We start from the raw sequence: 20,636 nt of genomic DNA on the forward strand, positions 1-20,636 counted from the left end.
GCTAGCCGCCCTGGCGCGCCATTCCTGGCGCGGCCATCGACTCCGGCAGCCGCCAGCGGCGACGCACCGGAGTAACGGGGAAACGCCGCTTGCGGGCGGCAATCACGTAAACAGACGCCAGGGAGCGGCAATAGTCCCGCCCCAGACTCTCCCGCCACCAGCCGATCTTGCTCTGCCTGCCCATGAAGGAGAAACCGAACCGCTCGTCGAACATCACCTCGCAGCCGAGCAGTTGCAGCCAGTCGGTCACCCGTGCGGGCGTGAACATGCGGGCAGACCAGGGCAGATGCCGCCGCATGAAGGGCAGATAGTGGCCCAACCCCACCAGGCTGAGCGGGTTGTAACCGCTGACAATGAGCCAGCCATCGTCGGTCAGCACCCGTTCTGCCTCCCGCAGCACCTGATGAGGATCCGGCGAGAAATCGAGGCAGTGAGCCAGCAGGCAGGCATCCACGCTCCCCGATCGCACCGGCAAGGCGAGCGGATCCCCCTGGATGTCCAGCAGCCGTCCGCCGGGAGCGACACCTATTTGATGGCGAATGGTGGAACAGCCGCAGGAGAGTTCGGCGCTCAGGGCTCCTATCTTGAGCAAGTGATAGCCAAAGAGGTGGGGGCACCAGTTGTCGAGGCGCTCCTGAAGCTCGGCGGCCACCCAGTCCCCCATGGGCAGTGCGGACCAACTGGTCGGAAGCGCGATCTGTTGTTCGGTACGTGCCAGTTGCATAATGGGACCAACTCGGGGCGAATGCCATCCAGTTATATAAGATCCCTTCCTTAAAGAGAACACAAGAGACCTCGACCCATGTATACCGTCATCACAGTTCCCGCCTTCAGCGACAACTACATCTGGTTGATCCGTCATGAAAATCACTGCCTGGTCGTCGATCCGGGCGAGGCCGCTCCCGTGCTGGAACGGCTGGCTGCGCTGGATCTGGTGCTGGATGCCATCCTCCTGACCCATCACCACCGCGATCACGTCGGGGGCGTATCCGAGTTGCTGCAACACTTCCCCCACGCTCGTCTCTATGGCCCCAAGCATGACCCCATGCCGGACCATCACGGCCAGTGGCTCGACGACGGGGATCAGATCAACTGGCATGGCCTGAGTCTGGATGTCCTCCATGTACCCGGTCATACCCTGGGGCACATCGCCTATTACGGCCAGGGCATGCTGTTTTGTGGCGATACCCTCTTCAGCGCCGGTTGCGGCCGTCTGTTCGAAGGTACCCCGGCACAGATGCACACTTCCCTGCAACGGCTCGCGGCACTGCCCGATGAGACCCTCCTTTATTGTGCCCATGAATACACCCTCTCCAACCTGCGTTTCGCCCATGCGGTCGAGCCCGACAACCTGGCGATCCAGCGGCAGATCGGCGTGATCAGCAAACTGCGTCAGCAGGGCCTCCCGAGTCTCCCCTCCCGGCTGGGAGATGAGCGGAATTTCAATGTTTTTCTGCGCTGCGAGCAGGACTCGGTAAAATTTTATGCTGAGAAATACGCCCTTAAATGCTTGGAAAATCCAGAGGATACCTTCGCTGTTCTGCGGGCCTGGAAGGACGTTTTTTGAACAAACCTTGATCAGGGGGGCATTGCCCCTTATGATGCGAGCTGTTTTTCCACAGATGACCTGAGCGAGATGAAGCTACGAACGGCCTTATTGGCAGCGCTGTTTCTCAGCGGCTGTCAAAACCTGAGCCATCAGGATGACCGGGCGGTAACGGCAATCGAGCCGATCAAATCCCCCCAAGTCAGCAAGAAAACGTACAAAAAACACTCTTCGCGGATGCTGTTCGGCGACGAACAGATAGAAGAGCTGGATGACACTGATAACCTGTGGGTGCGTATCAGCGATGATATGCAGCTGGACTCGCACGATAATGCCCGGGTTCGCCAACAGCGTGATTGGTTGTTGCGCAATGATAAGCATATGGCGACCATTGCCAGCCGGGCTGAGCCCTACCTGTATCTGATGGTAGAGGAAATCGAACGGCGTGAGCTGCCAATGGAGCTTATTACCATCCCCATGATCGAGAGCATGTTCGATCCCAATGCCCGCTCCCGCAGCAATGCGGTCGGTCTTTGGCAGTTCGTTCCTGCAACCGGCAAGAATTTCGGCCTGCGCCACGACAACTGGTACGACGGTCGACGCGATGTCCTGGCATCCACCAATGCTGCACTGGATTACCTGGAGTACCTGAACCGGTTCTTCGACGGTGACTGGCTGCAGACCCTGGCCGCTTACAATGCCGGTGAAGGTCGGGTGCGCAACGCCATCACCCGCAACGAACGGGCTGGTCGTCCGACCGACTACTGGTCGCTGGACCTGCCCCGCGAAACCCGGATGTATGTGCCCAAGATCCTGGCCATGGCCGACATGATCCGCAATGCGGACAAATACAATGTCACCCTGCCGGTGCTGGCCAACAAGCCGCAATTGCGAACCATCAATACCGGTGGTCAGATTGATTTGAACGTGGCCGCCCAGCTGGCTGGCGTTTCCGCCTCCCAGCTCAAGGCGCTTAATCCTGCGCTCAAGCGTGGCATGACCTCACCGCAGGGCCCTTACAACCTGCTGGTCCCCGTCGAGTACGCCGACACCCTGGAGCTGGCCCTGGCCGATCTGCCCCAGCGTGAACGTACCCGTGGCGTGCGCTCCTATCAGGTCACCAGTGGTGATACGCTGTCACGGATCGCCCAGAATCACGGGGTGACCGTGCAACAGCTCAAGCTGGCCAACAACATGCGCGGCAACAACCTGCGCCGTGGCCAGAGCCTGATCATCCCCAATGGCGGGCGCGCAACCCAGGTTGCCCAGAGCAAGCCACAGCAGCTCGCCAGCCGCAGTGGTGGCAAGGTGAACTATCAGGTGCGCTCCGGTGACAACCTGTGGAGCATCAGCCAGGCACACGGGGTCACCCACGCCGACCTGGCCAAGTGGAACGGCCTGAACGCCAAGTCGGCCCTCAAGCCTGGCATGAAGCTGGTGGTCTGGCCCAAGCAGGGCAAGAGCAGCAACAAGTCCATGGTCTATCAGGTGCGCCGCGGTGATTCCCTCTCCTCCATCGCAGCCCGCTTCCAGGTCGCCGTCAACGATGTGATGCGCTGGAACCAGCTCGGCAAGAGTGACTATCTCAAGCCGGGTCAGGAGTTGACCCTGTTCGTGAAGAACAACAGCTGATCGCTCGTCGCAATCCAAAAAATACCCCGCTTGATGCGGGGTATTTTTTTGTCTGCATGAACCAGCGGCGACGCCGCTCTCCCCTGAGGGATGACTCAGGGAGTGATGGCCTGGGCCGCAAAGCGCGCCAGAATGGGGTTGTGGTCAGAGGCATCGGTAGCCGGTGAACTCACCTCCACCAGATCCAGATTGCGATAGTAGAGGTGATCCAGCGGGCGGCCAAAAGCGGTGCGACGCAGATCAGGCACAGGTATGGCCTCCTGCAGGCCAAGCTCGCCCACCAGCTTGTTCAACCAGAACGCGCGCTTGTCGCTCCAGGTGTTGAAATCGCCGCCCAGGATGACCGGCCCCTGGTGGCGATGGATCAACGCAGTCAGATCGTTGAGCTGCTCGCGGAAGGTCGCCATGCCCAGTTCGAAATTGACCGCATGGAGATTCACCACCAGCACGCCGTCAGGATCCCCCTGCAAGGGATAGAGACTGACCAGACCTGACTTGGGGATACGCAGCAGGGGTTCGGGGGAACGGACGCCACAGACAAACGCCTGCGGCGTTTTCGCCACTGTCATCACGCCAAAGGAGACACCTCCCTGGGTGAAGGCCTGCAACTGCTGCCATTGGAAATCGCCTCTCTTCAGCCAGTCCAGCATCTCGGGCCGGGTCGCCGACTCTTGCAGCAGCACCAGATCCTGGGACTTGGCATACTCATCCAGCCCTTCCCGCCAGTTCTTGCGTTGTCCCTTGTAGAGGTTCCAGACGGTGATGCCAAATTCCCTCGGCAAGGCCGTGGAGGCGAGCGCCACCAGAGGTGGTCTGTCACAGCTTGCGCCAGGTATGATACCTGCCGCAGTCACCAGATGATCTTGATCCGGTACCTCGAAGCAACCGACCAGCCCCAACGTCAGCAGGGACGTTCCCAGAATCCGATAACTATTTTTCATTGGCTAACAATCACCTGCCTCTGCAAGACGACATGGCCCTCACACAGGCCACGGTCGCCGACTAGTCTCATTATTCGTGTCCGGCCCGACTCATCCAGAAGGAATTCAACGATGGCGAGACAGCACCAGTACCGCGTGACATTTTACGATCAACAGGGAACCTGTCATCAAGTGGAGCTTTCCACCGTCTATCAAATCAGGCGGGATCCCCAATGTGATCTCTGTCTGTTCGACACCCGGCAGTGCGTGGGGTCGGAAGAGATGCTGGAGCGCATGATACGGCAAAAAACCGGGCTTGAGCAGGAAATATCCATCATCAATGCCCGGCTCATCTGAGCAGACTCAGACCGGGACGGGGCGGGATTTGCCCTGATCGTCGATGGCCACATAGGTGAAGACGCCCTCGGTCACGCAGTACCGCTGGGCTTCGTTCTCCCGCAATACCGGCTTGACCCAGACCTCCAGCTTGAGTCGCATGGAGCTGCGACCAATCTTGAGGCAGCGACCGTAACAGCACACCACGTCACCCACCTTGACCGGGCTGTGGAAGGTCATCCCCTCCACCGAGACGGTACAGATGCGCCCTTTTGCCAGCTCCTTGGCCATGATGCCCCCACCTATATCCATCTGGGACATGATCCACCCGCCGAAGATATCGCCATTGGGGTTGGTATCGGCTGGCATTGCCAGGGTTCTCAGCAACAGCTCCCCATCGGGGTGGCGCTTGGTCTCTTCCATCATTACCGCTCTCTTTATCATGGATGGCGGCATGATAGGGGGCGATCCCCCCCTTGGCAAACCTCAATTGTCCCGGAGCGCGCGCCGTATCTGGTTTGCACGCCAGATGACCGACTCCGGGGCCCGGATGGCGACGACCCGTTCAACCCTTCAAGGCCGCCCCGTCCGCAAACCAGTGGGCCGGATCCGGCCAGCGATAGACGAAACCAAGCTGCTGGCAGATGCGCTGACCTTCGATGGGAGCAAACTCCCCCGTCGGCTCAACGAACTGCGGCGGCACCAGCCCGAGCAGGCGGCTCGCGAAGGGGTAGAGCTGCTCCCGGCGCGGGTGAACGGGGGCACTCAGATTGTAGGCATCCCCATCCTGCCCCTGGGCCAGCATCAGCTCACAGGCGGCCACCACGTCGTCCAGATGCACCAGGTTCACAGCCTGGCCTCCCCCGGCCAGCGTCTTGCCCGCCAGAAAACGGCCGGGGTGACGGTCAGGACCATAGAGTCCGGCCGGGCGCAAGATCATGGCGCAGTCAACATGCCCTTCCAGCACGGCAAGCTCGGCCGCCCGCATCCGCAAGCCTCTGTCATGGGCTGGAGCGGGCGTATCCTCCTCCCCCTGTCCGGCCCCCCAGACCGAAGTCGCGCTGATAAAAAGAACCCTCTGAACACCCGCCTCCCTCGCCTGTCGGCACAGGCTGGCCACGGACGCCGGGTAATCACCGGTCTTGCTGGGGGGCACACAGATCACCAGGTCATGACAGCGAAAAGGCAGTGACCCCATGTCAGGGGTGAGCAACAGCGGCCAGGCAGCAATACTCTCCCCCCGCAGCCGTTCAGCCTTTTCGGCCGTACTGACCGTCACCGCGACAGATTGCCCCTGCTCTTGCAATGCCCTGGCCAGGGGCAAACCCAGCCAGCCGGCGCCCACGATACCCGTCTGATACTCAAATTCGTTCGTCATACCCGGATCCTGACAAAAAAAAAACGGCCATCCAATGATGACCGTCGAAAGTAACGAAGGAAATAGCCGGATTAACCGGTTACCTCCCACAGCGGGAAAATCGGGAGCGCACGCTCCTAATTCGTGGGCCTATCCTAGTGGCAGCGCGGTCAAAAAGCTTTGAAGCGGATCACAGTTGAAAAGGATTTCTGAAAGCGCTTTCACTGTTTTGCAAAAAAGTCGACCCGCACGGGGCCAACTTCATGACTCAGGCCACAGATTCCCGCCGTACCAGTTCGGCTTCGAATTTGAGCGCCAATCCCTCTACCGGCTTGTGATCCAGCAGCCTCAGGGCCAGCTCAGCGGCACGCTCTCCCATCTCCTCGATGGGGTAACGTACCGTGGTGAGCTTGGGATAGATGTATCGGGCATAGGGGATGTCATCAAAACCGACCACAGAGACCTGCTGGGGGATCTTGTAACCCCGCTCCAGCAGACAGGAGATGGCCCCCGCCACCATGGCATCATTGAAACCAAGCACAGCGCTGAACTCGACGCCGCGCGCCAGCAGCTCGCTCATGGCCACATAGCCACCTTTTTCATCGGCATAGGCACGGCCGATGAGGGCAGGATCCAGCTCGATACCTGCCCGTTGCAGGGCGAAGCGATAGCCGGCCATCCGCTGCTGACCATCCACAAACTCCTCGTCATCGGAGGTGACGAAGGCAATCTTGCGATGTCCCGCGTCCAGCAGATGCTGGCAAGCCGTGGTGATGCCGGCCTGGTTGTCCAGCCAGACGCAGCGATCCTCGCAGCCTGGCACCTGACGGTTGATGAAGACGATAGGGGTCGTGCCCGACGCCAGCTCGCTGAGCTCTTCGTCAGGCAGCGCCTTGCTGTGCAGGATCAAGGCATCGCACTGGCGCTGCAGCAGCGCCTGGATGGCGTGCCGCTCACGGGCCGCGTCGTGGTTGCCGGACACCACGATGGTGAACTTGTTCGCCTTGTCGACCATGCTTTCGATGCCGCGCATCATCTGAGCGAAGAAGGGGCCGCCACACAGATCCCCCACCAGCACACCGATACAGTTGGAGCGTTTGCTCACCAGGGCCTGGGCGAAGCTGTTTGGACGAAAGCTGAGCTCCTTCATGGCCGCGAGGACAGCCTCGCGCTTCTCGGGCGCCACCTGCGCCGTGTTGTTGATCACTCGAGACACTGTCGAAATGGAGACATTCGCCAGCTGAGACACATCTTTGATCGTTGCCACTCTCGATTCCTTTGTTGGAAAAGCCTGTCAGTGATGATCGGGCATTGTATCGAACCTGACAGACCAAGACGCGGCGCCCGATCACCTGGCAGGTTTCCTTTTGTAACAAAGCTTAAGGGATGATAACCATTTTGGGGCAAGAATGGGAGGCAGCCGCCACAACGACTGCCCCCCGAACTCAATAGGCGTGATTCAGCTCGCGTTCCGACATGAAACGCAAGGGCTGCTGCAGCTTGTGTTGATAGATGAGATCGAAAGAGAGCACGTTCTGGACATAGTTGCGCGTCTCCCGATAGGGGATGCTCTCCACCCAGACATCCATCGGCTTGTTGTCGCTCTGCTCGCGCCAGCGCTTGACCCGGCCAGGACCCGCATTGTAGGCCGCCGCCGCCAGGATCCGGTTGCCGTCATACACATCCAGCAGGCGCTTGAGGTAGGCGCTGCCAAGTCGAATGTTCATGGCCGGGTCGAACAGTTGCTGCTCGTTGCGATAGGGCACCCCAAGCTTGCCGGCCGTCTCTTTCGCGGTGGCAGGCATCAGCTGCATCAACCCCCGCGCCCCGACCGGTGACTGGGCCAGGGGATAGAGTGCGCTCTCCTGACGGGAGATGGCGTAGAGCAGACTGGTGTTCATGGTGCGCTCTTGTGCCATCTGGGAGAAGGTGCGCTTGAGGGGCAGCGGGAAGCGCAGGTCCAGCGCATCCCAGGCCTCGGCACGGATGCTGGAGAGGATCGCCAGCTCGTGCCAGCCCTGGTTGAGGGCGATGTGGCCAAACTCCAGGCGCTGGGCCACGCTGTTGCGATCCATGTTGTGGATCCACTCAGAGCGGGCCGCCGTGATCTCGTTCATCGCCAGCAGCTCACGCACCCGCAGCAGGAAGGGCCAGCGGCGGCTGGCACTTTGCCAGTCCGGCACCTTGTGCGCCACGCTCTGGTTCTTCATGCGATAGGGCACACCGGTGCGCTGGGCCGCCATGAAGCCGTAGAAGCCGCGCAGGCTCGCAGTCTCGAGATAGAGGTCCCGCGCCGGTTTCTGCCGCCCCTGTTTCTCCAGCGAGCGCGCCATCCAGTAACGCCAGCGATCCTCTTTTTGCAGCCCCATGGGCATCCGCTTGACCCAGCCTTCGAGGCCGCGCCAATCCTGCTCCCAGATGGCAAGACGGGCCCGCAGCTCCACCAGCTCCGGATCCTTGAGCCGCACCAGAGCCGTATCCAGCCAGGCGCGCTGGTCAGAAGATCGGTCCAGCAACAGGCGGCGGGCGGCCGCCTTCTCCACCCGACTCACCTCGGCATGGTTCAGGCCGAAGCGACGGGTCATCTCCCCCAGCTGGCGCAGAACCGCGTCGGGCTCCTGGTTGGCGTAGCGGGCCAGCCCCAGGGAGAGCAGATGCCGCGACGGGGGCGCCGCCGTGAAGTTGGCAGGATTCATCGCCCGCACGGGTTGGTCATACAGGGCGATCATCTGATCGCCATACCCCTTCATGCCGCTGCCGAGCTGGGCCCCGAGGTGGCGAATGAGGTTGGGGTTCTGGGCCTCGAAAGCCAGGTTCATACGCTCCCAGATCTTCTCCTGAGTGCGCAGACCTGCCTGCTGCCAGAGCTGGAACAGGGGATCGCAGGCATCGGGCCTGGATTGACCGCTCAACCAGAGCTTGCCTGCCTCCTGCAGGGCTTCACTTTGGTGCCCCGTGTAGTAGCGGGCCTGATAGTGCTGACAGAGCAGATCGGTGGAGCTTGGCTTGGCCGGATAGAAGCGCAGGAACTGGGACCACTGCTGGCTCTGGGCAAGATAGGTGAGATAGCTGCGCTCGAGCCGGTTGGACTGGGGGGTGTCCCCGTGCTGGCGGATGAAGCGGGTCACATCGTTGTAGTCTGCCGCCCCGGGACGGAACGCAAGCTGGTAGTAATCCAGATAGGGCAACAGCGGATAGTGGATCAGGCGTGCCCGAAGCTGGCTGAATTTGACCTGATCATTGGCACGCACGGCCTCATGGGCCTGGCGATAGAGAGACTGCTCCATGGTCTGCGCGAAGGCAGGAGCCAACAGCCCCGGCATCCAGAGCGCAGACAAGATGATTCCCTGCACGACTTTCACGAATGGCATTCTCCCCTTGAAGGCATAACCACCGTCAAAGTGCGGTGGTGACATACCTTCATTCTACCCGCTAAGCACGGGGGCTACGCCACACTATTTTTATCGGTGCAGACGGGGCGATCACCGCGTACCTGGCGGCTGACATAGCGTTCAAGGTAGGAAACAGGGAGCGGCTTGGAGGCGAGGTATCCCTGGAAGAAATGGCAGCCCTGTGCCTGCAGAAACTCCAGTTGCTGGCGGGACTCCACCCCCTCCGCCGTCACGTTGAACCCCATGTGGCGGGCCATGGCGATCACGGCCTCGACGATGGCCATGTTGTCACCATCCTTGGGAATGTCCTGGATGAAAGAGCGGTCGATCTTGAGCTCGTCCGCCGGCAGCCGCTTGAGGTAGCTCAGGGAAGAGTACCCCGCCCCGAAGTCATCGATGGCAAAGCTTATGCCCAGGGTCTTGAGTTCCGCCATCTTGCTGATGGTGTCTTCCGCATGACCCAGCACCACCGACTCGGTGATCTCCAGGTTGAGGCAGGCGGGATCCATGCCGGTGGCCGCCAGCACGTCGTGAATGCGATCGACAAAGTCGGGAGCATGGAACTGTTTGGCGCTCACGTTGACCGACAGCTGGGGGACGTGGATCCCGTTCTCCTCCCAGGAGACGTACTGGGTACAGGCTTCGTGCAATACCCAGTTACCGATGTCGACAATGAGATCCGTCTCCTCGGCAATGGGGATGAACTCGGCAGGCGACACCAGGGCACGCCCGGGGGGTTGCCAGCGGATCAGCGCCTCGACACCGATGATCTCCCCCCCCGCTACCATGTGCTGGGGCTGGTAGTGGAGAGTCAGCTCCCCATTGTCGAGGGCACTGCGCAGCTCGTTGTGAATGTGCAGACGCCGGTCGGCCTGCAACTGCATGGAGGCATCAAAGAAGCGCCGGGTCTTGCGGCCCGCCGATTTCGCCTGATACATGGCGGTGTCAGCCTGCTTGAGCAGATCCCCCGCCTCCTGCTCCCGACCGGGGAAGAGGGTGATGCCGACACTGGCGCCGATGTGCAGCACCTGGCCTCTGAAATCATAGGGGGCGGCGATCTCCCCGATCAGCCGCTCCGCGATGAGGTCGGCCTGCATCTCCGCCTGGGGCGGGCTGATGGAGAGCGCGGGCAGCAACAACACGAACTCGTCGCCGCCGAGACGGGCCAGACAATCCCCCTGGCGCACCAGCCGCTTGAGACGGCTGGCCACCTCCTTGAGCAGCCAGTCGCCGGTGGCGTGACCCAGGGAATCATTGATGGTTTTGAAGTGGTCGAGATCGATGAACAGCAGGGCCCCGATGAGGTGACTGCGATTTGCATCGGTGAACGCCTGGGTCAGGGTTTCGTGCAGCTGACGGCGATTGGGCAGGCCGGTCAGCTCGTCATAGAAGGCGAGATCCTGAATGCGGCGCTCCGCCGCCTTGCGCTCGGAAATATCCTCGAAGAAGATGACATAGTGGCTGATCCCCCCCTTCTCATCCTGCACCGGCGTGACGATCTCCCACTGGGGATAGGCGTGACCGTCGGCGTGCAGGCGCAGGGTTTCCCCCTGCCAGCGATCCAGGGCGTTGAGCTCGTAACCCAGCCCTCCCAGCCCCGACCAGAGATCGTTGCCAAGATGCAGACCAATCACCCCCTGGTTGTCAAAGCCGGTGATCTGGCTGAAGGCGTAATTGACCCGCAGGATCTTGAACTCGGGATCCGTGATGATGATCCCTTCGTGAGTTTCAAAGGCCACCGCAGACAGCCGCATCAAGGCATCGCTCTGCAGGCGCTCCAGCTCGGCCACCATGCGCACCGAGAAGATGGTCAGGACGGAGTCCAGATCCGTGGTCCGGGTCTGGCTTGGGAACAGCAGGGCGAGATGACCCAGGATCTGACCGTTGCGATCGAGCAGCGGCTGGGCGTAATAGTGCTGGCCCGGGGGCAGGTCAGGATACCCGGTCAGGGGTTCACTCACGGGGACCGCGCAGGAGGCCCCCTGGCGATAGAGCTGCTGGCAGGGCATGTCACAGAGAGCATACTCCTTGACGTCGATGCCGTGGCTCGCCAGCACCCTGAGCCTGTCGAGACCGACCCGCTCCGTCAGCCAGACGGCAGTGGCTCCCAGGATATGGGCCAGCTCGTTGACCAGGGTCTGGCAAAAATCGAGCCCCGTCTTGGCGGAGAGCGCCTGCGCCAGCTTGGCCAGCAAGGGGGCCTGCAACATGGGAAGCGGCGGTGTCACGCCTGCGGGGGAGTCGGCGCGATCCATCTCGCGATGCATCATTTCAAGGGGGGCAAGCCAGCCACAACAGAGCCCCTGTGCAGGCACATACTGACCGTACCAGAGCGCATGGTGTATCTTGCCGTCCTCATCGCGCAGGTGACCGATGAACTGGCCAGGCTGGCCGGAATCGTGGAGTCTTGCAAGAAAATCGGCGAAACCCGCTTCATCTTCCCGCTCAAGTTGGGTGGCCCAGGGGTGGGCTCCCTCCCCTGCCCAGGGTTCACAAGAGACATGATCAGACAGGCTCCATTGCCCATGCTGCCGATCATAAAACCACATCATCTGGGTGGCTTGCTGCTTCATCTACGACTCCAACCACTACAACCACGTTATCCACCCCGACTCCTGCAGAAAAGCATATCCGTTTGCGCGCATATCTCCACCGGCGCATGGCAATGATTTTGCGATGCGATGAGGCGATGTGGGTGGAGAAAATTCGAGACTATGCGGCAAAAACCAAACATCGGGTCGACACAAGGCGCTGCCGAGGGGGGACAGAAACGATCCTATTTGCTGATACTGCCTGCCTGTTTCACTGAGCTCAAGCGGTTTTTGGCATGAAACGGGAAAAGCTCACAATTTATGGACAGCGGGATTCCCAAGGGGATTTTTCGTGACATAGATCACATTTTGATTTGGCGACATGGGTAATCTGGAGGTGAAGACACAAGCAAGACGACCCGAAGGGGGCCATTATGAAAATCGAAATGACCAGTAAAATCATCGACATCACCCCAGCCATCCGCGAGCGCATTGAATCCCGTTTTGAAAAGCTCGAGCGTCTTCAGGTGCCTCTTATCACACCCCATGTGATCATCTCCAAAGAGCGTTTGATGTATATCGTCGAAGCCACTATCGGCATTCCCAACGGCAAACTGTTTGCGCAGGCAGAGCACGAGGATCTCTATGCCGCCATCACGGACCTGGGCCAGAAGCTGGAACGCCAGCTCAACCGTCACACGGAAAAACCCATCGCCCGTCGTGCCGCCGGCAAGGAAGTGCCTCAACCGGACGAAGCAGACGCCTGACAAGGTTCACCACTCATAAAGCAAAAGGCGGGTTATCCCGCCTTTTTGCATTCTACCGTGCCGTCACCCCAGCCAGCGCAGCCTGGCATCCACCCCTTGCGCAAGCTCATCGAGCAGCGGCAGCATCATCAGCGGAACTTCCTCCCTGGGGTCAGCGCCCATAGGTCGGGCCTGCCATCGCTCGCGACCCAGTGCCGAGAGGTTGTCGTACACCGCGGGATCCAGCGCGGGCGTTCGGCTCACCAGTGGCGGGGAGCGCAGCGCCAGCCAGAGTCTCACATCCGTCATGCACCCGCCCTGTTGCAGACGTTCGTTGAGGCTGGTGGCATCGCTCTCTTCCACCCCGCCTTGCAGGGACGCCCGGGGCATCAGACCGAAACGAGAGCGCCAATCCAGCTCACCCGACGCAGGCTTGGGCGGGGCATCAAACCAGGGCTGCTCTTCCACTGCATCAGTCAGCAGCGCCAGATGCAGCCTGAAGTCGGCACGGTCCCCCGCACGGAGATCCTGGTTGAGCCGTTGGCCCAACTGGGCCTCATCCACGAGCAAGCGGTCACGAATCGCACTGGGCAGCATGAGATAAATCTTGGAAATGAAGGTTTCATTGCTTATCGGCCATCAACCCGATCCTTTAAGCATTAAAAATCCCGGCAGAGGGGTTCACAAGCGCGACAGATCTGTTAGTATGCGCCTCGCACTTGGGGAGGGGTTCCCGAGCGGCCAAAGGGATCAGACTGTAAATCTGACGGCTCTGCCTTCGAAGGTTCGAATCCTTCTCCCTCCACCATTCAAGTGCGCACAATCAGGTCATGCCCCGTGGAGGGGTTCCCGAGCGGCCAAAGGGATCAGACTGTAAATTTGACGGCTCTGCCTTCGAAGGTTCGAATCCTTCTCCCTCCACCATCTTTCAGAGAACCAGGCCTTGTGCCGGGTTTTCGCTTTTCTGCCTTCCACAAATCCCCTTCTTCTACAAAAAAACGGGAGGCCAGGCCTCCCGTCAATATATGCACGCTCTCACCCCGAACCTGCTGGCGACAGCTGTCATCAGCAGGTCGGGCAGGGGGGAATAAGCGTCCCCCCAGGCATCTGTCTTGTCATCCGCGCCCCTTACAGGGTGAAGCGATAGAAGATATCCACCGCCTGGGCCATCCCGCTCATGGCCTGCAGATAGAGCCTTGGCATCAGCTCGTAGCGCAGCTTGAATTCGGCGATGGGGCTGAACACCCCGACCCCGTACTGGAACTGCAAGCCGGGCAGCAGGTAGGCCGACAGGGTCACCTGGGTGTCATCGCCACTGCCTGCGGTATCGAGGGCCACGTCGCTCATGCCGAGGGACTCCCCGATGCTGGAGACCACGCCGCTCGCCTGGCTCACGGCCCCCGCCACCAGCAGGCCGTTGAAGCCGCCATCCTCGCCGCTGGTCTGCAATCCCTTGCCCCGCAACAGATAGGAGAGCTGTTCGGACTGCGCCATCTGCGGTTCGGAATAGACAGTGATCTTCGGCTTGGCGGCCGGCCCCGTCACCCGCACCCCGACGGTCACGTTGTCCTCGATGGTGTCCGGATCCCGATAGGTCTCGATGTTGAGATAGGGCTGATCGATGGGACCGGAGAAGAGGATCCACCCCTCCTTGATGATGAGGTTCTGGCCATAGGCCTTGAAGCGCCCGTCCCTGAGCTCCAGTTGCCCGTTGCCCGAGAGCGGCTTGGAGGGATCCTGGCGAATGTTGAGGGCCCCTCCCACCTTGGTCTTGAGTCCCATGGCTTCAAGGCGGACGTCGTCCCCGAGCCGGATGGCGAGCCTGATCTCCATGGGCAGCGGTGCTGCCTTGGGGACCGGCGGCAGATCGTCGTAGATGACGGTGACGTCATCGGAGACCGCTACCGCGCTGTCTGGCAGGCTCTTGACCAGGATGCGCGACCAGGGGATGTCCACCTGACCGGTCACCCTGGTCTCCTCCCCGAGAGAGATGGCGATGTCAGGTGTCACCCTGACCCGGCCCATGCCCGGGTACTGGGCTTCCAACTCCTTGCCCTGAATGGTGAGGCTGCCGGTCACCGGCTGCTGGGCCCAGCTCAGCCAGCCCCCCAGCACCAGGGGGCCCTTGCCCACCATCATGGAGCCGTCGAGTTCGGCCCGGTTGCCATCTATCTTGAGGCGGGTCACCAGCTTGGAGAGGGTCACCATGTCGGAGTGGGTCTGAACCTCCCCCTCCTTCAGGTTCAGCTCGCCATACAGCAGGGGGGCAGCCAGGGTGCCGTCGAAGCGGGCATCCGCCGAGATGACCCCTTGCAGGGAGCGCACTTCGGGAATGAGGGGCGCAAAGGTCGCCAGCTTCAGATCGTCAAACCTGAGTTGACCGCCGAGGTTGCCGCGGCCGGCGGGATCCCGGATCAGCAGATCGGTGTCGATGTTGCCGATCTGCTCGGAAGCGAAATCGACCCGGATGGCGGCCTGCTGGCGCTCGAAATCGATCCCAAGCTCGAGGCGCTGGTAGTCGGTCTTGAGTTCGTCGGCGACGAAGGTCCCAGGCGTGGTACGCACGGTGGCGTGCAGGGTCGGCTGGTTGCCGCGCCAGCTGGCGCGCCCGTCGGCCGACAGCACCGCCTGCCAGCGGAAATTGTCCGGCAACCAGGGGCGCAGCCGCTTGAGATCAAATTCGTTCAGGGCAAATTCCAGATTGCCCTGGGACTGGGCTATCCGGCTCCCCTTGACGCAGAGACTGGCCTTCTGGGACGCGAGGCAGAGATCCCCCATGGTTAGCTGCTGTTTCGGCAGATCCAGGTCCAGAGACCAGGGGGCGGTCAGCGCCCAGCGCTTGAGGGGGGTCTTGAGCTTCAGCTCGGCAAGGGCGCCACGCCAGTGGTCACCGCGCAGGCTGCCATTCAGGCTGAGGTCTGCCGCCAGGGGATCCCCCTTCATGGTCAAGGTGAGCCCGTGGCGATCGAGATCGCCGCTCAGGTTCAGGGCGATTTGCGAGAGCTTGGTCTCCCCCTGCGCCAGGCTCGCCACCGTCACCGCCACCTCACCGGCGGGCTTCTCCCCGACCAGGGCGTTGGCCTTGATGACGGTCTCCTTGAGGACGGTGCCCGCGTAGGCGAGTCGGCCCGACACCAGATCGGCATTCACGCGCGGCGCCTGCTGGTTGCCGGTGACGCGCACCTGGCCCTTGATGTCCCCTCCCAGACCCGGATAGATGCCCCCAAGCTTGGGCGCATCCAGAGCCGCATCCAGCTTCCAGGCCTGGGTCGTGAGCGAGCCTTTGGCCTGCAGCCGGTTGGGGCCGCTTTGCAGCGCCAGGGCCGGGATGGTCCACTCCATCTTGTCGTTGCCGCTGAGCCTGCCCTGCAAGGCCAGAGGATACTGGTTGAGCTTGCCATCCACCTTGAGCTCGGGCAGGGCCAGCTGCCAGTGGCCCGCCTCATCCAGATCGAAACGGCTGGTGATCTTGCCCGCCAGTGCCCCCTTGATCTCGGGCACCAGCTCCGCCGGGTTGATCCCCTTGAATTCGGTCGTCCCCTGCCACTGGACCCCCTTGCTCCAGGCCAGCTTGCCGTCGAGCTTGAGCTCCCCCTTGAGGGCCCCCAGCAGCAGCTCGATACGGCTCAGCTGGTTGAGATCCCCCTTGCCCGAGAGGGCCACCTTGAAGGGGGGCACATCGGTCCCCTTGCCGGCGGTGTTGAGCGCAAACTGGTAACCGGAGAGCTTGCCCTTGGCGCTCAGGGTACCCTTGTCCAGCCGATAGCTGGGCTCATCCTTGGCAGGCTTGTGCAGGGGCCAGGAGAGGCTCTTCCAGTCCAGCGCCAGATCGAAGGGCAGATCCGGGTCGAGGGCCGCAAGGGATCCTTTGAGATTGGCGCCCACCGGCCCCTTGGCCTTGAGTGCCAGCCCAAGCTTGCCCACAGAACCGTCCAGGACGAGATTGACCTGCTCCCCCTTGAGCTCCCCGTCCAGCAGCCCTTGACGCGCCTTGGCATCCAGAGTCAGGGCGAGGGGGTAATCCTCGTGCAGGCGCACCTGACCACTCAAGGCCAGATCTGCCATGGCATGGCGCAAGGAGAGCTCCCGGATGTCGATGCGCTCCTCCTCGGCGGTGGCCGACAGCAAGAGGTTGTCGAGCCCCTCCACCAGCTCACCTTGCTGATAGCGAAACGCCGTGACCTGTAATCCTTCCAGCTGGATGGGGAAAGGCAGGCGCACGGCCGGCAGCACCATGGGCTCGGGCTTGCTTGCGGCCTGCGTCTTGTCACCGGGGGCAGCCTTGCCCTCGCCGACCGCCAGGGTGGCGCTTTTCTCATCCGCCGGTTTGGCGCCCTTGTCACTGGCCGCCTCCACCGGGGACGGTGCCAGCACCACGTTCAGGCCATCGAGCACGGGGCCGCGCACGATGAGCCCGGCGCGATCCAGGGCGGCGCCAATGTCCAGATCCTTGAGGGTGATCGTCACACCGGGCACCGCCACATCGAGATCGGCAACCTTGAGGCTGTCGACCTGGATTTTGAGCGGCAACGGATGCCAGACGAAGGGCTCCGACGGCTCTTCCGGCACCGGCTCGGACTCCGCCACCCGGACCATGGGGCGAGTCACCGCCAGAGACTTGATCCAGAGCTTGCCCTGCAGGAGCTTGCCCAGATCCCAGTCCAGCACGGCCCGCTCCACGGTGACATCCACCAGCTCGTCCTGCCAGCCAACCCCTTCGAAGGTCCAGCCATACCCGAGTTGCCCCGCCACCAGCTCCCCCTTGAGGGAGGGCAGCGCGGCTCTGGCCTGTTGCCACAGCCACTTGTTGCCCTGATGGGTGAAGCCCAGCAGGCTGACGCCGATGAGCAGCAGGAAGAAGAGGCCCATGAGCCACAAGAAAATGCGTTTTACCCAGATCACGATGCAGACCCCTGCAAGGAAAGCAGCCGCAGCGGCCAGAAAAGAGAAAGAAGAGGATGTGCGCCTGGTTGCCGGGTCATAGTTCCGGCCCCAGCGCGAAGTGCAGCCGCAGCGGCTTGTCCTCCTCGGAGATGCCCACCGCCAGATCGAGCCTGACCTGACCGATGGGGGTGACCCAGCGCACCCCGACCCCGGTGCCTATCTTCCAGGCCTCGCTGTAGTCGACGGTGGCGGTCCCGGCGTCCACGAACAGGGCGCCGAGCCACTTCTCGCTGAAGCGGTAGTTGTACTCCAGGCTGCCGACGCTGGTGTAGCGTCCGCCGGTCAGCTTGCCATCGTCCCCCCGTGGCGAAATGGTCTCGTAACCGTAGCCCCGGACCGTCTGATCGCCGCCGGTGAAGAAGCGCAGGGAGGGGGGGACCAGGGAGAAATCATCCCCGACGATGGCCCCCTGTTCGGCCCGCATCAGGAAACGGTGATCTTCGCCCAGGGTGCGCAGCCACTTGCTGCGCCCCCACACCCGCATGAAGCTGATGTCGGACCCCCAATAGGGACTCGAGAACTCCATCGTCAGTTGCTGGCGATCCCCCCAATCCGGCACCAGACCGCCGCGCACCCGCAGCCGTGACCAGGAGACACCGGGGATCAGCAGCAGGCTGTTCCCCTCGTCCTGACCCTGGACGTAGCGCTCGTTCTCCAGGCGCACAAAGACGTCCCTGTCCCAGCTCTCCGGTCGGCGTGTCCAGCGGTGCACCCCGAAGGTGGCCAGATCGGAGCGGGTATCGTTGTTGTCGGTGTATTGATAGCCCGCCTGCAGGGAGTAGTAATCCCGTAGCGGGTTGCCCACCGGGATCTGGTAGTCGAAGCTGAGCTCCGCTTCCGGCGCCGAGATCTTGGCGGTGCTGGAGAGGCGGTGACCATAGCGGTTCACCCAGGGTTTCTCCCAGGTGGCACTCAGGCGCGGCCCCACGTCCGTGGCATAACCGATACCGGTCTCAATCTCGTGATCGACCCGGTTGGAGAGGGTCACCTGCACCGGCACCCGGTTGCCCTCGGCCTGGCTGATCAGGGGTTTGATGTCCACCTGCTTGAACAGCTTGGTGGAGGAGACATCCTGGGACATCTCCGCCAGACGGATCGCCAGATAGGGGTCGCCGCTCTTGATGTTGATGAGCGGGCGGATCAGGTGCAGTGCCTCCGGCGTCGCGTCATAGCGGATCTCGCCGAAATGGTAACGCGGGCCAGAGCGAAACAGGATGTAGATCTCCGCCTTGCCCTGTTCCGGGAAAACCTTGACCTGGCTCTTGCTGATCTTGGCGTCAAAATAGCCGCGGGCCAGCCCCAGACTGCCGAGATCCGCCTTGATGGATTCATATTTGCCGTGGTTGAGGGGATCTCCCTCCTTCAGGGGCAGCTTGTCCAGCAGCTCGCTGTACACCTCGTCGCTCCCCGCATCCCCTTCCAGCAGGATGTCGAGGCGCGAGATGATCACGGGTTCCCCCCGCTCAATCTCGATCACCACCTTGGCGGGCGTCTTCTTGTCGCGGTTCAGGGTGATCTTGGGCTGGTAGTAGCCATAGACCTGCAGCGCCTTCTGTACGCTCTCGGTGATCTTGGCGCGGGCGGGGCGGTACTGGCGTTCCTGATAGACGGGCAGGGCGTTGAGGTAGGCCTCGACGTTGTCTTTCTGCTCTCCCCTGACCCCCTTGATCTGGTAGGTCAACTTGGCCGCCATGACGGGCATCGCCATCAGCCAGAGAGCGAGGGCAAGCAGCAAGAGACCGGGCCCGGGGCGACGGGATCGCCCGGATGAAGTGCTCCCGGTGAGAAAAGTAGGATAGCATCCTGTCAAACGTCATTTTCCCCGAATAACATGATTTAAAGATTGTGTTATTTAGTACGATACCGAGACTCATCCCGGGCGAGTGCCGCTCATCCTAGCATAATCGCGACGGCGAAATCCCACGCTCGGGGCCCCTTTGCGTGCCGCTCTGCCGCCCCCGGTGCGGGGATCGCTTCGGCCCTGCAAGGAGCCAGCCGGGTGTGAGGAGCCAAACTGCGCACAATCCGGGCAAGGGGTGAACAAAACGCCACCACCTGCCCCGCCACGCCGGATCTCCCCTGGCGGCCTTGGGCTGGCAGCAGGGTCCGGTTCTTCGCGACAACCCTTGTCGGACACCCCGCATCCGGCGGGTTTCGTCAACCCGTCCCCCTCGACTTGCTCCGTGCCCTCTTCCCCGCCCTGCCTGCTATTGAACAGGAAAATAAGTTTAAATCAATCACTTGAATAGATGGCACTAAAGCTTCGTTCAATTCAATCGATTTATCCCGCTGCCCCTGCGCTCCTGCCTGTCCCACACTGATCCCAATCATCGCAGGAGAGACCCCATGCACCTACGTAGCGAACAACTGGCTGACTACATCGCCGACCGACTCGAGTTCATCACCTTCCTGGCCTGCTGCAGCGCCCTGCTGGCCCTGCTGACCGGCATGAACGGCCAGCAGGCTCTCGCCTTCACCGCGCTCAATCTGCCCTTTGGCCTGGCCCTGCTGCTGGGCATGGCCCTGCTCGCCCCCCTGCCTGTCCACTGGCGCCTGCCCGGCATAGTCCTGCTGCTGGTGAGCGCAGCCCTGGCCACCCTGCAGATGGGGGGCAACTGGCTCAATCCCCTGGCCATCTGGAGCCTCTATGCCCTGCTGGGGCTGGAGATCCTCTGGCAATCCCGGGCCAGGGTCCCCCTGGCCACCGGCCCCCGGAGCCGGGTCTCGCGCCCGAGGGGCTGACGCGGAGGCGCAATTGCAGTAATCTTGCGCCCCCTTTCCCCTCGCCGAGGAGCATTCCGATGAAAAAAGCCTGTGCCCAGCACATTCTGGTCAAGACCGAGAAACAGTGTCTGGAGATCAAGGAGAAGCTCGCCAAGGGCGCCGACTTCAGCCAGATGGCCAAGCGTTTCTCCACCTGCCCTTCCGGCAAGCGTGGCGGCGATCTGGGGGAGTTCTCCAAGGGGGACATGGTCAAGTCCTTCGACGATGCCGTGTTCAAGGGGGAGTTGCTGACCGTGCTGGGGCCGGTGCGCACCAAGTTCGGCTTCCACCTGATCAAAGTTTTATATCGGAGTTGAGTGAAAAAGAGCTGGCGTATACGCCTAATGCCAGTCAGTTAAGCCTGACTGGCATTGTTTTTACTAGGTTTTCTCGTCGCATACTTCTGTGGTTTGGCTTTGATGCACCTTGGGTAACTTCGTTCTCGGCGGGCGGGTAACTTGAACTGCTC

Annotated in this window: 17 protein-coding genes and 2 tRNA genes; 8 read left to right on the forward strand and 11 right to left on the reverse strand. The window is 61.8% G+C overall.

What is annotated here, in order from left to right; all coding sequences use genetic code 11:
• Position 1 precedes the first annotated feature (1 nt).
• Positions 2-724, reverse strand: coding sequence for a class I SAM-dependent methyltransferase (locus C3418_RS08085; protein WP_010674137.1), 723 nt, complete (start codon positions 722-724; stop codon positions 2-4).
• Between the two features lie 78 nt (positions 725-802).
• Between C3418_RS08085 and gloB the strand changes: the two genes are divergently transcribed.
• Positions 803-1,567, forward strand: coding sequence for a hydroxyacylglutathione hydrolase (gene gloB, locus C3418_RS08090; protein WP_010674136.1), 765 nt, complete (start codon positions 803-805; stop codon positions 1,565-1,567).
• A gap of 87 nt (positions 1,568-1,654) precedes the next feature.
• On the opposite strand, the gene C3418_RS24690 is transcribed toward gloB, so the two are convergent.
• Positions 1,655-1,927 carry a hypothetical protein gene (locus C3418_RS24690; protein ID WP_010674135.1) on the reverse strand — a complete coding sequence of 91 codons (273 nt, stop codon included), beginning with the start codon at positions 1,925-1,927 and terminating at the stop codon, positions 1,655-1,657.
• Between C3418_RS24690 and C3418_RS08095 the strand changes: the two genes are divergently transcribed.
• Positions 1,928-3,178, forward strand: a complete 1,251-nt coding sequence (locus C3418_RS08095) for a LysM peptidoglycan-binding domain-containing protein (RefSeq protein WP_010674134.1) — start codon at positions 1,928-1,930, stop codon at positions 3,176-3,178.
• A 95-nt stretch (positions 3,179-3,273) separates the two neighbouring features.
• Here the strand turns inward: C3418_RS08095 and C3418_RS08100 are convergent, their stop codons facing one another.
• Positions 3,274-4,119, reverse strand: a complete 846-nt coding sequence (locus C3418_RS08100) for an endonuclease/exonuclease/phosphatase family protein (protein WP_029314263.1) — start codon at positions 4,117-4,119, stop codon at positions 3,274-3,276.
• A gap of 111 nt (positions 4,120-4,230) precedes the next feature.
• On the opposite strand from C3418_RS08100, the gene C3418_RS08105 reads away from it, so the two are divergent.
• Positions 4,231-4,455, forward strand: a complete 225-nt coding sequence (locus C3418_RS08105; protein ID WP_010674132.1) for a hypothetical protein — start codon at positions 4,231-4,233, stop codon at positions 4,453-4,455.
• Between the two features lie 6 nt (positions 4,456-4,461).
• On the opposite strand, the gene yciA is transcribed toward C3418_RS08105, so the two are convergent.
• From yciA to C3418_RS08130, 5 genes are all read right to left on the reverse strand, one after another.
• Entirely contained in the window at positions 4,462-4,860 is a 399-nt protein-coding gene (gene yciA, locus C3418_RS08110) for an acyl-CoA thioester hydrolase YciA (protein ID WP_029314261.1), read from the reverse strand.
• 139 nt (positions 4,861-4,999) lie between these two features.
• Positions 5,000-5,812 carry an NAD-dependent epimerase/dehydratase family protein gene (locus C3418_RS08115; protein WP_010674130.1) on the reverse strand — a complete coding sequence of 271 codons (813 nt, stop codon included), beginning with the start codon at positions 5,810-5,812 and terminating at the stop codon, positions 5,000-5,002.
• Positions 5,813-6,059: 247 nt separating this feature from the next.
• Positions 6,060-7,058, reverse strand: a complete 999-nt coding sequence (locus C3418_RS08120; protein ID WP_029314259.1) for a LacI family DNA-binding transcriptional regulator — start codon at positions 7,056-7,058, stop codon at positions 6,060-6,062.
• Between the two features lie 178 nt (positions 7,059-7,236).
• Positions 7,237-9,153, reverse strand: a complete 1,917-nt coding sequence (locus C3418_RS08125) for a transglycosylase SLT domain-containing protein (protein WP_029314258.1) — start codon at positions 9,151-9,153, stop codon at positions 7,237-7,239.
• Between the two features lie 83 nt (positions 9,154-9,236).
• A complete protein-coding gene (locus C3418_RS08130; RefSeq protein WP_010674127.1) occupies positions 9,237-11,756 on the reverse strand; it encodes an EAL domain-containing protein in 2,520 nt (839 codons plus the stop codon).
• A 392-nt stretch (positions 11,757-12,148) separates the two neighbouring features.
• Here C3418_RS08130 and hpf point away from each other — a divergent pair, with 392 nt between their 5' ends.
• Positions 12,149-12,481, forward strand: a complete 333-nt coding sequence (gene hpf, locus C3418_RS08135; RefSeq protein ID WP_010674126.1) for a ribosome hibernation-promoting factor, HPF/YfiA family — start codon at positions 12,149-12,151, stop codon at positions 12,479-12,481.
• 63 nt (positions 12,482-12,544) lie between these two features.
• Here hpf and C3418_RS08140 read toward each other — a convergent pair whose 3' ends face one another.
• Entirely contained in the window at positions 12,545-13,057 is a 513-nt protein-coding gene (locus C3418_RS08140; protein WP_010674125.1) for a VC2046/SO_2500 family protein, read from the reverse strand.
• Positions 13,058-13,183: 126 nt separating this feature from the next.
• On the opposite strand from C3418_RS08140, the gene C3418_RS08145 reads away from it, so the two are divergent.
• Positions 13,184-13,268 (forward strand) — tRNA-Tyr (locus C3418_RS08145).
• Between the two features lie 31 nt (positions 13,269-13,299).
• A tRNA-Tyr gene (locus C3418_RS08150) sits at positions 13,300-13,384 on the forward strand.
• 204 nt (positions 13,385-13,588) lie between these two features.
• On the opposite strand, the gene C3418_RS08155 is transcribed toward C3418_RS08150, so the two are convergent.
• On the reverse strand, positions 13,589-17,362 hold the full coding sequence (locus C3418_RS08155; RefSeq protein ID WP_029314254.1) for a translocation/assembly module TamB domain-containing protein: 3,774 nt from the start codon (positions 17,360-17,362) through the stop codon (positions 13,589-13,591).
• A gap of 76 nt (positions 17,363-17,438) precedes the next feature.
• Positions 17,439-19,214: an autotransporter assembly complex family protein gene (locus C3418_RS08160; protein ID WP_029314252.1), complete on the reverse strand. Its 1,776-nt coding sequence runs from the start codon at positions 19,212-19,214 to the stop codon at positions 17,439-17,441.
• Positions 19,215-19,750: 536 nt separating this feature from the next.
• Here C3418_RS08160 and C3418_RS08165 point away from each other — a divergent pair.
• Complete coding sequence (locus C3418_RS08165; protein ID WP_010674121.1) at positions 19,751-20,146, forward strand: hypothetical protein; 396 nt, start codon at positions 19,751-19,753, stop codon at positions 20,144-20,146.
• A 59-nt stretch (positions 20,147-20,205) separates the two neighbouring features.
• Positions 20,206-20,484: a peptidylprolyl isomerase gene (locus C3418_RS08170; protein WP_010674120.1), complete on the forward strand. Its 279-nt coding sequence runs from the start codon at positions 20,206-20,208 to the stop codon at positions 20,482-20,484.
• Positions 20,485-20,636 lie beyond the last annotated feature (152 nt).

The organism is Aeromonas sp. ASNIH8 (assembly GCF_002919855.1).
GTDB lineage: Bacteria > Pseudomonadota > Gammaproteobacteria > Enterobacterales > Aeromonadaceae > Aeromonas > Aeromonas caviae.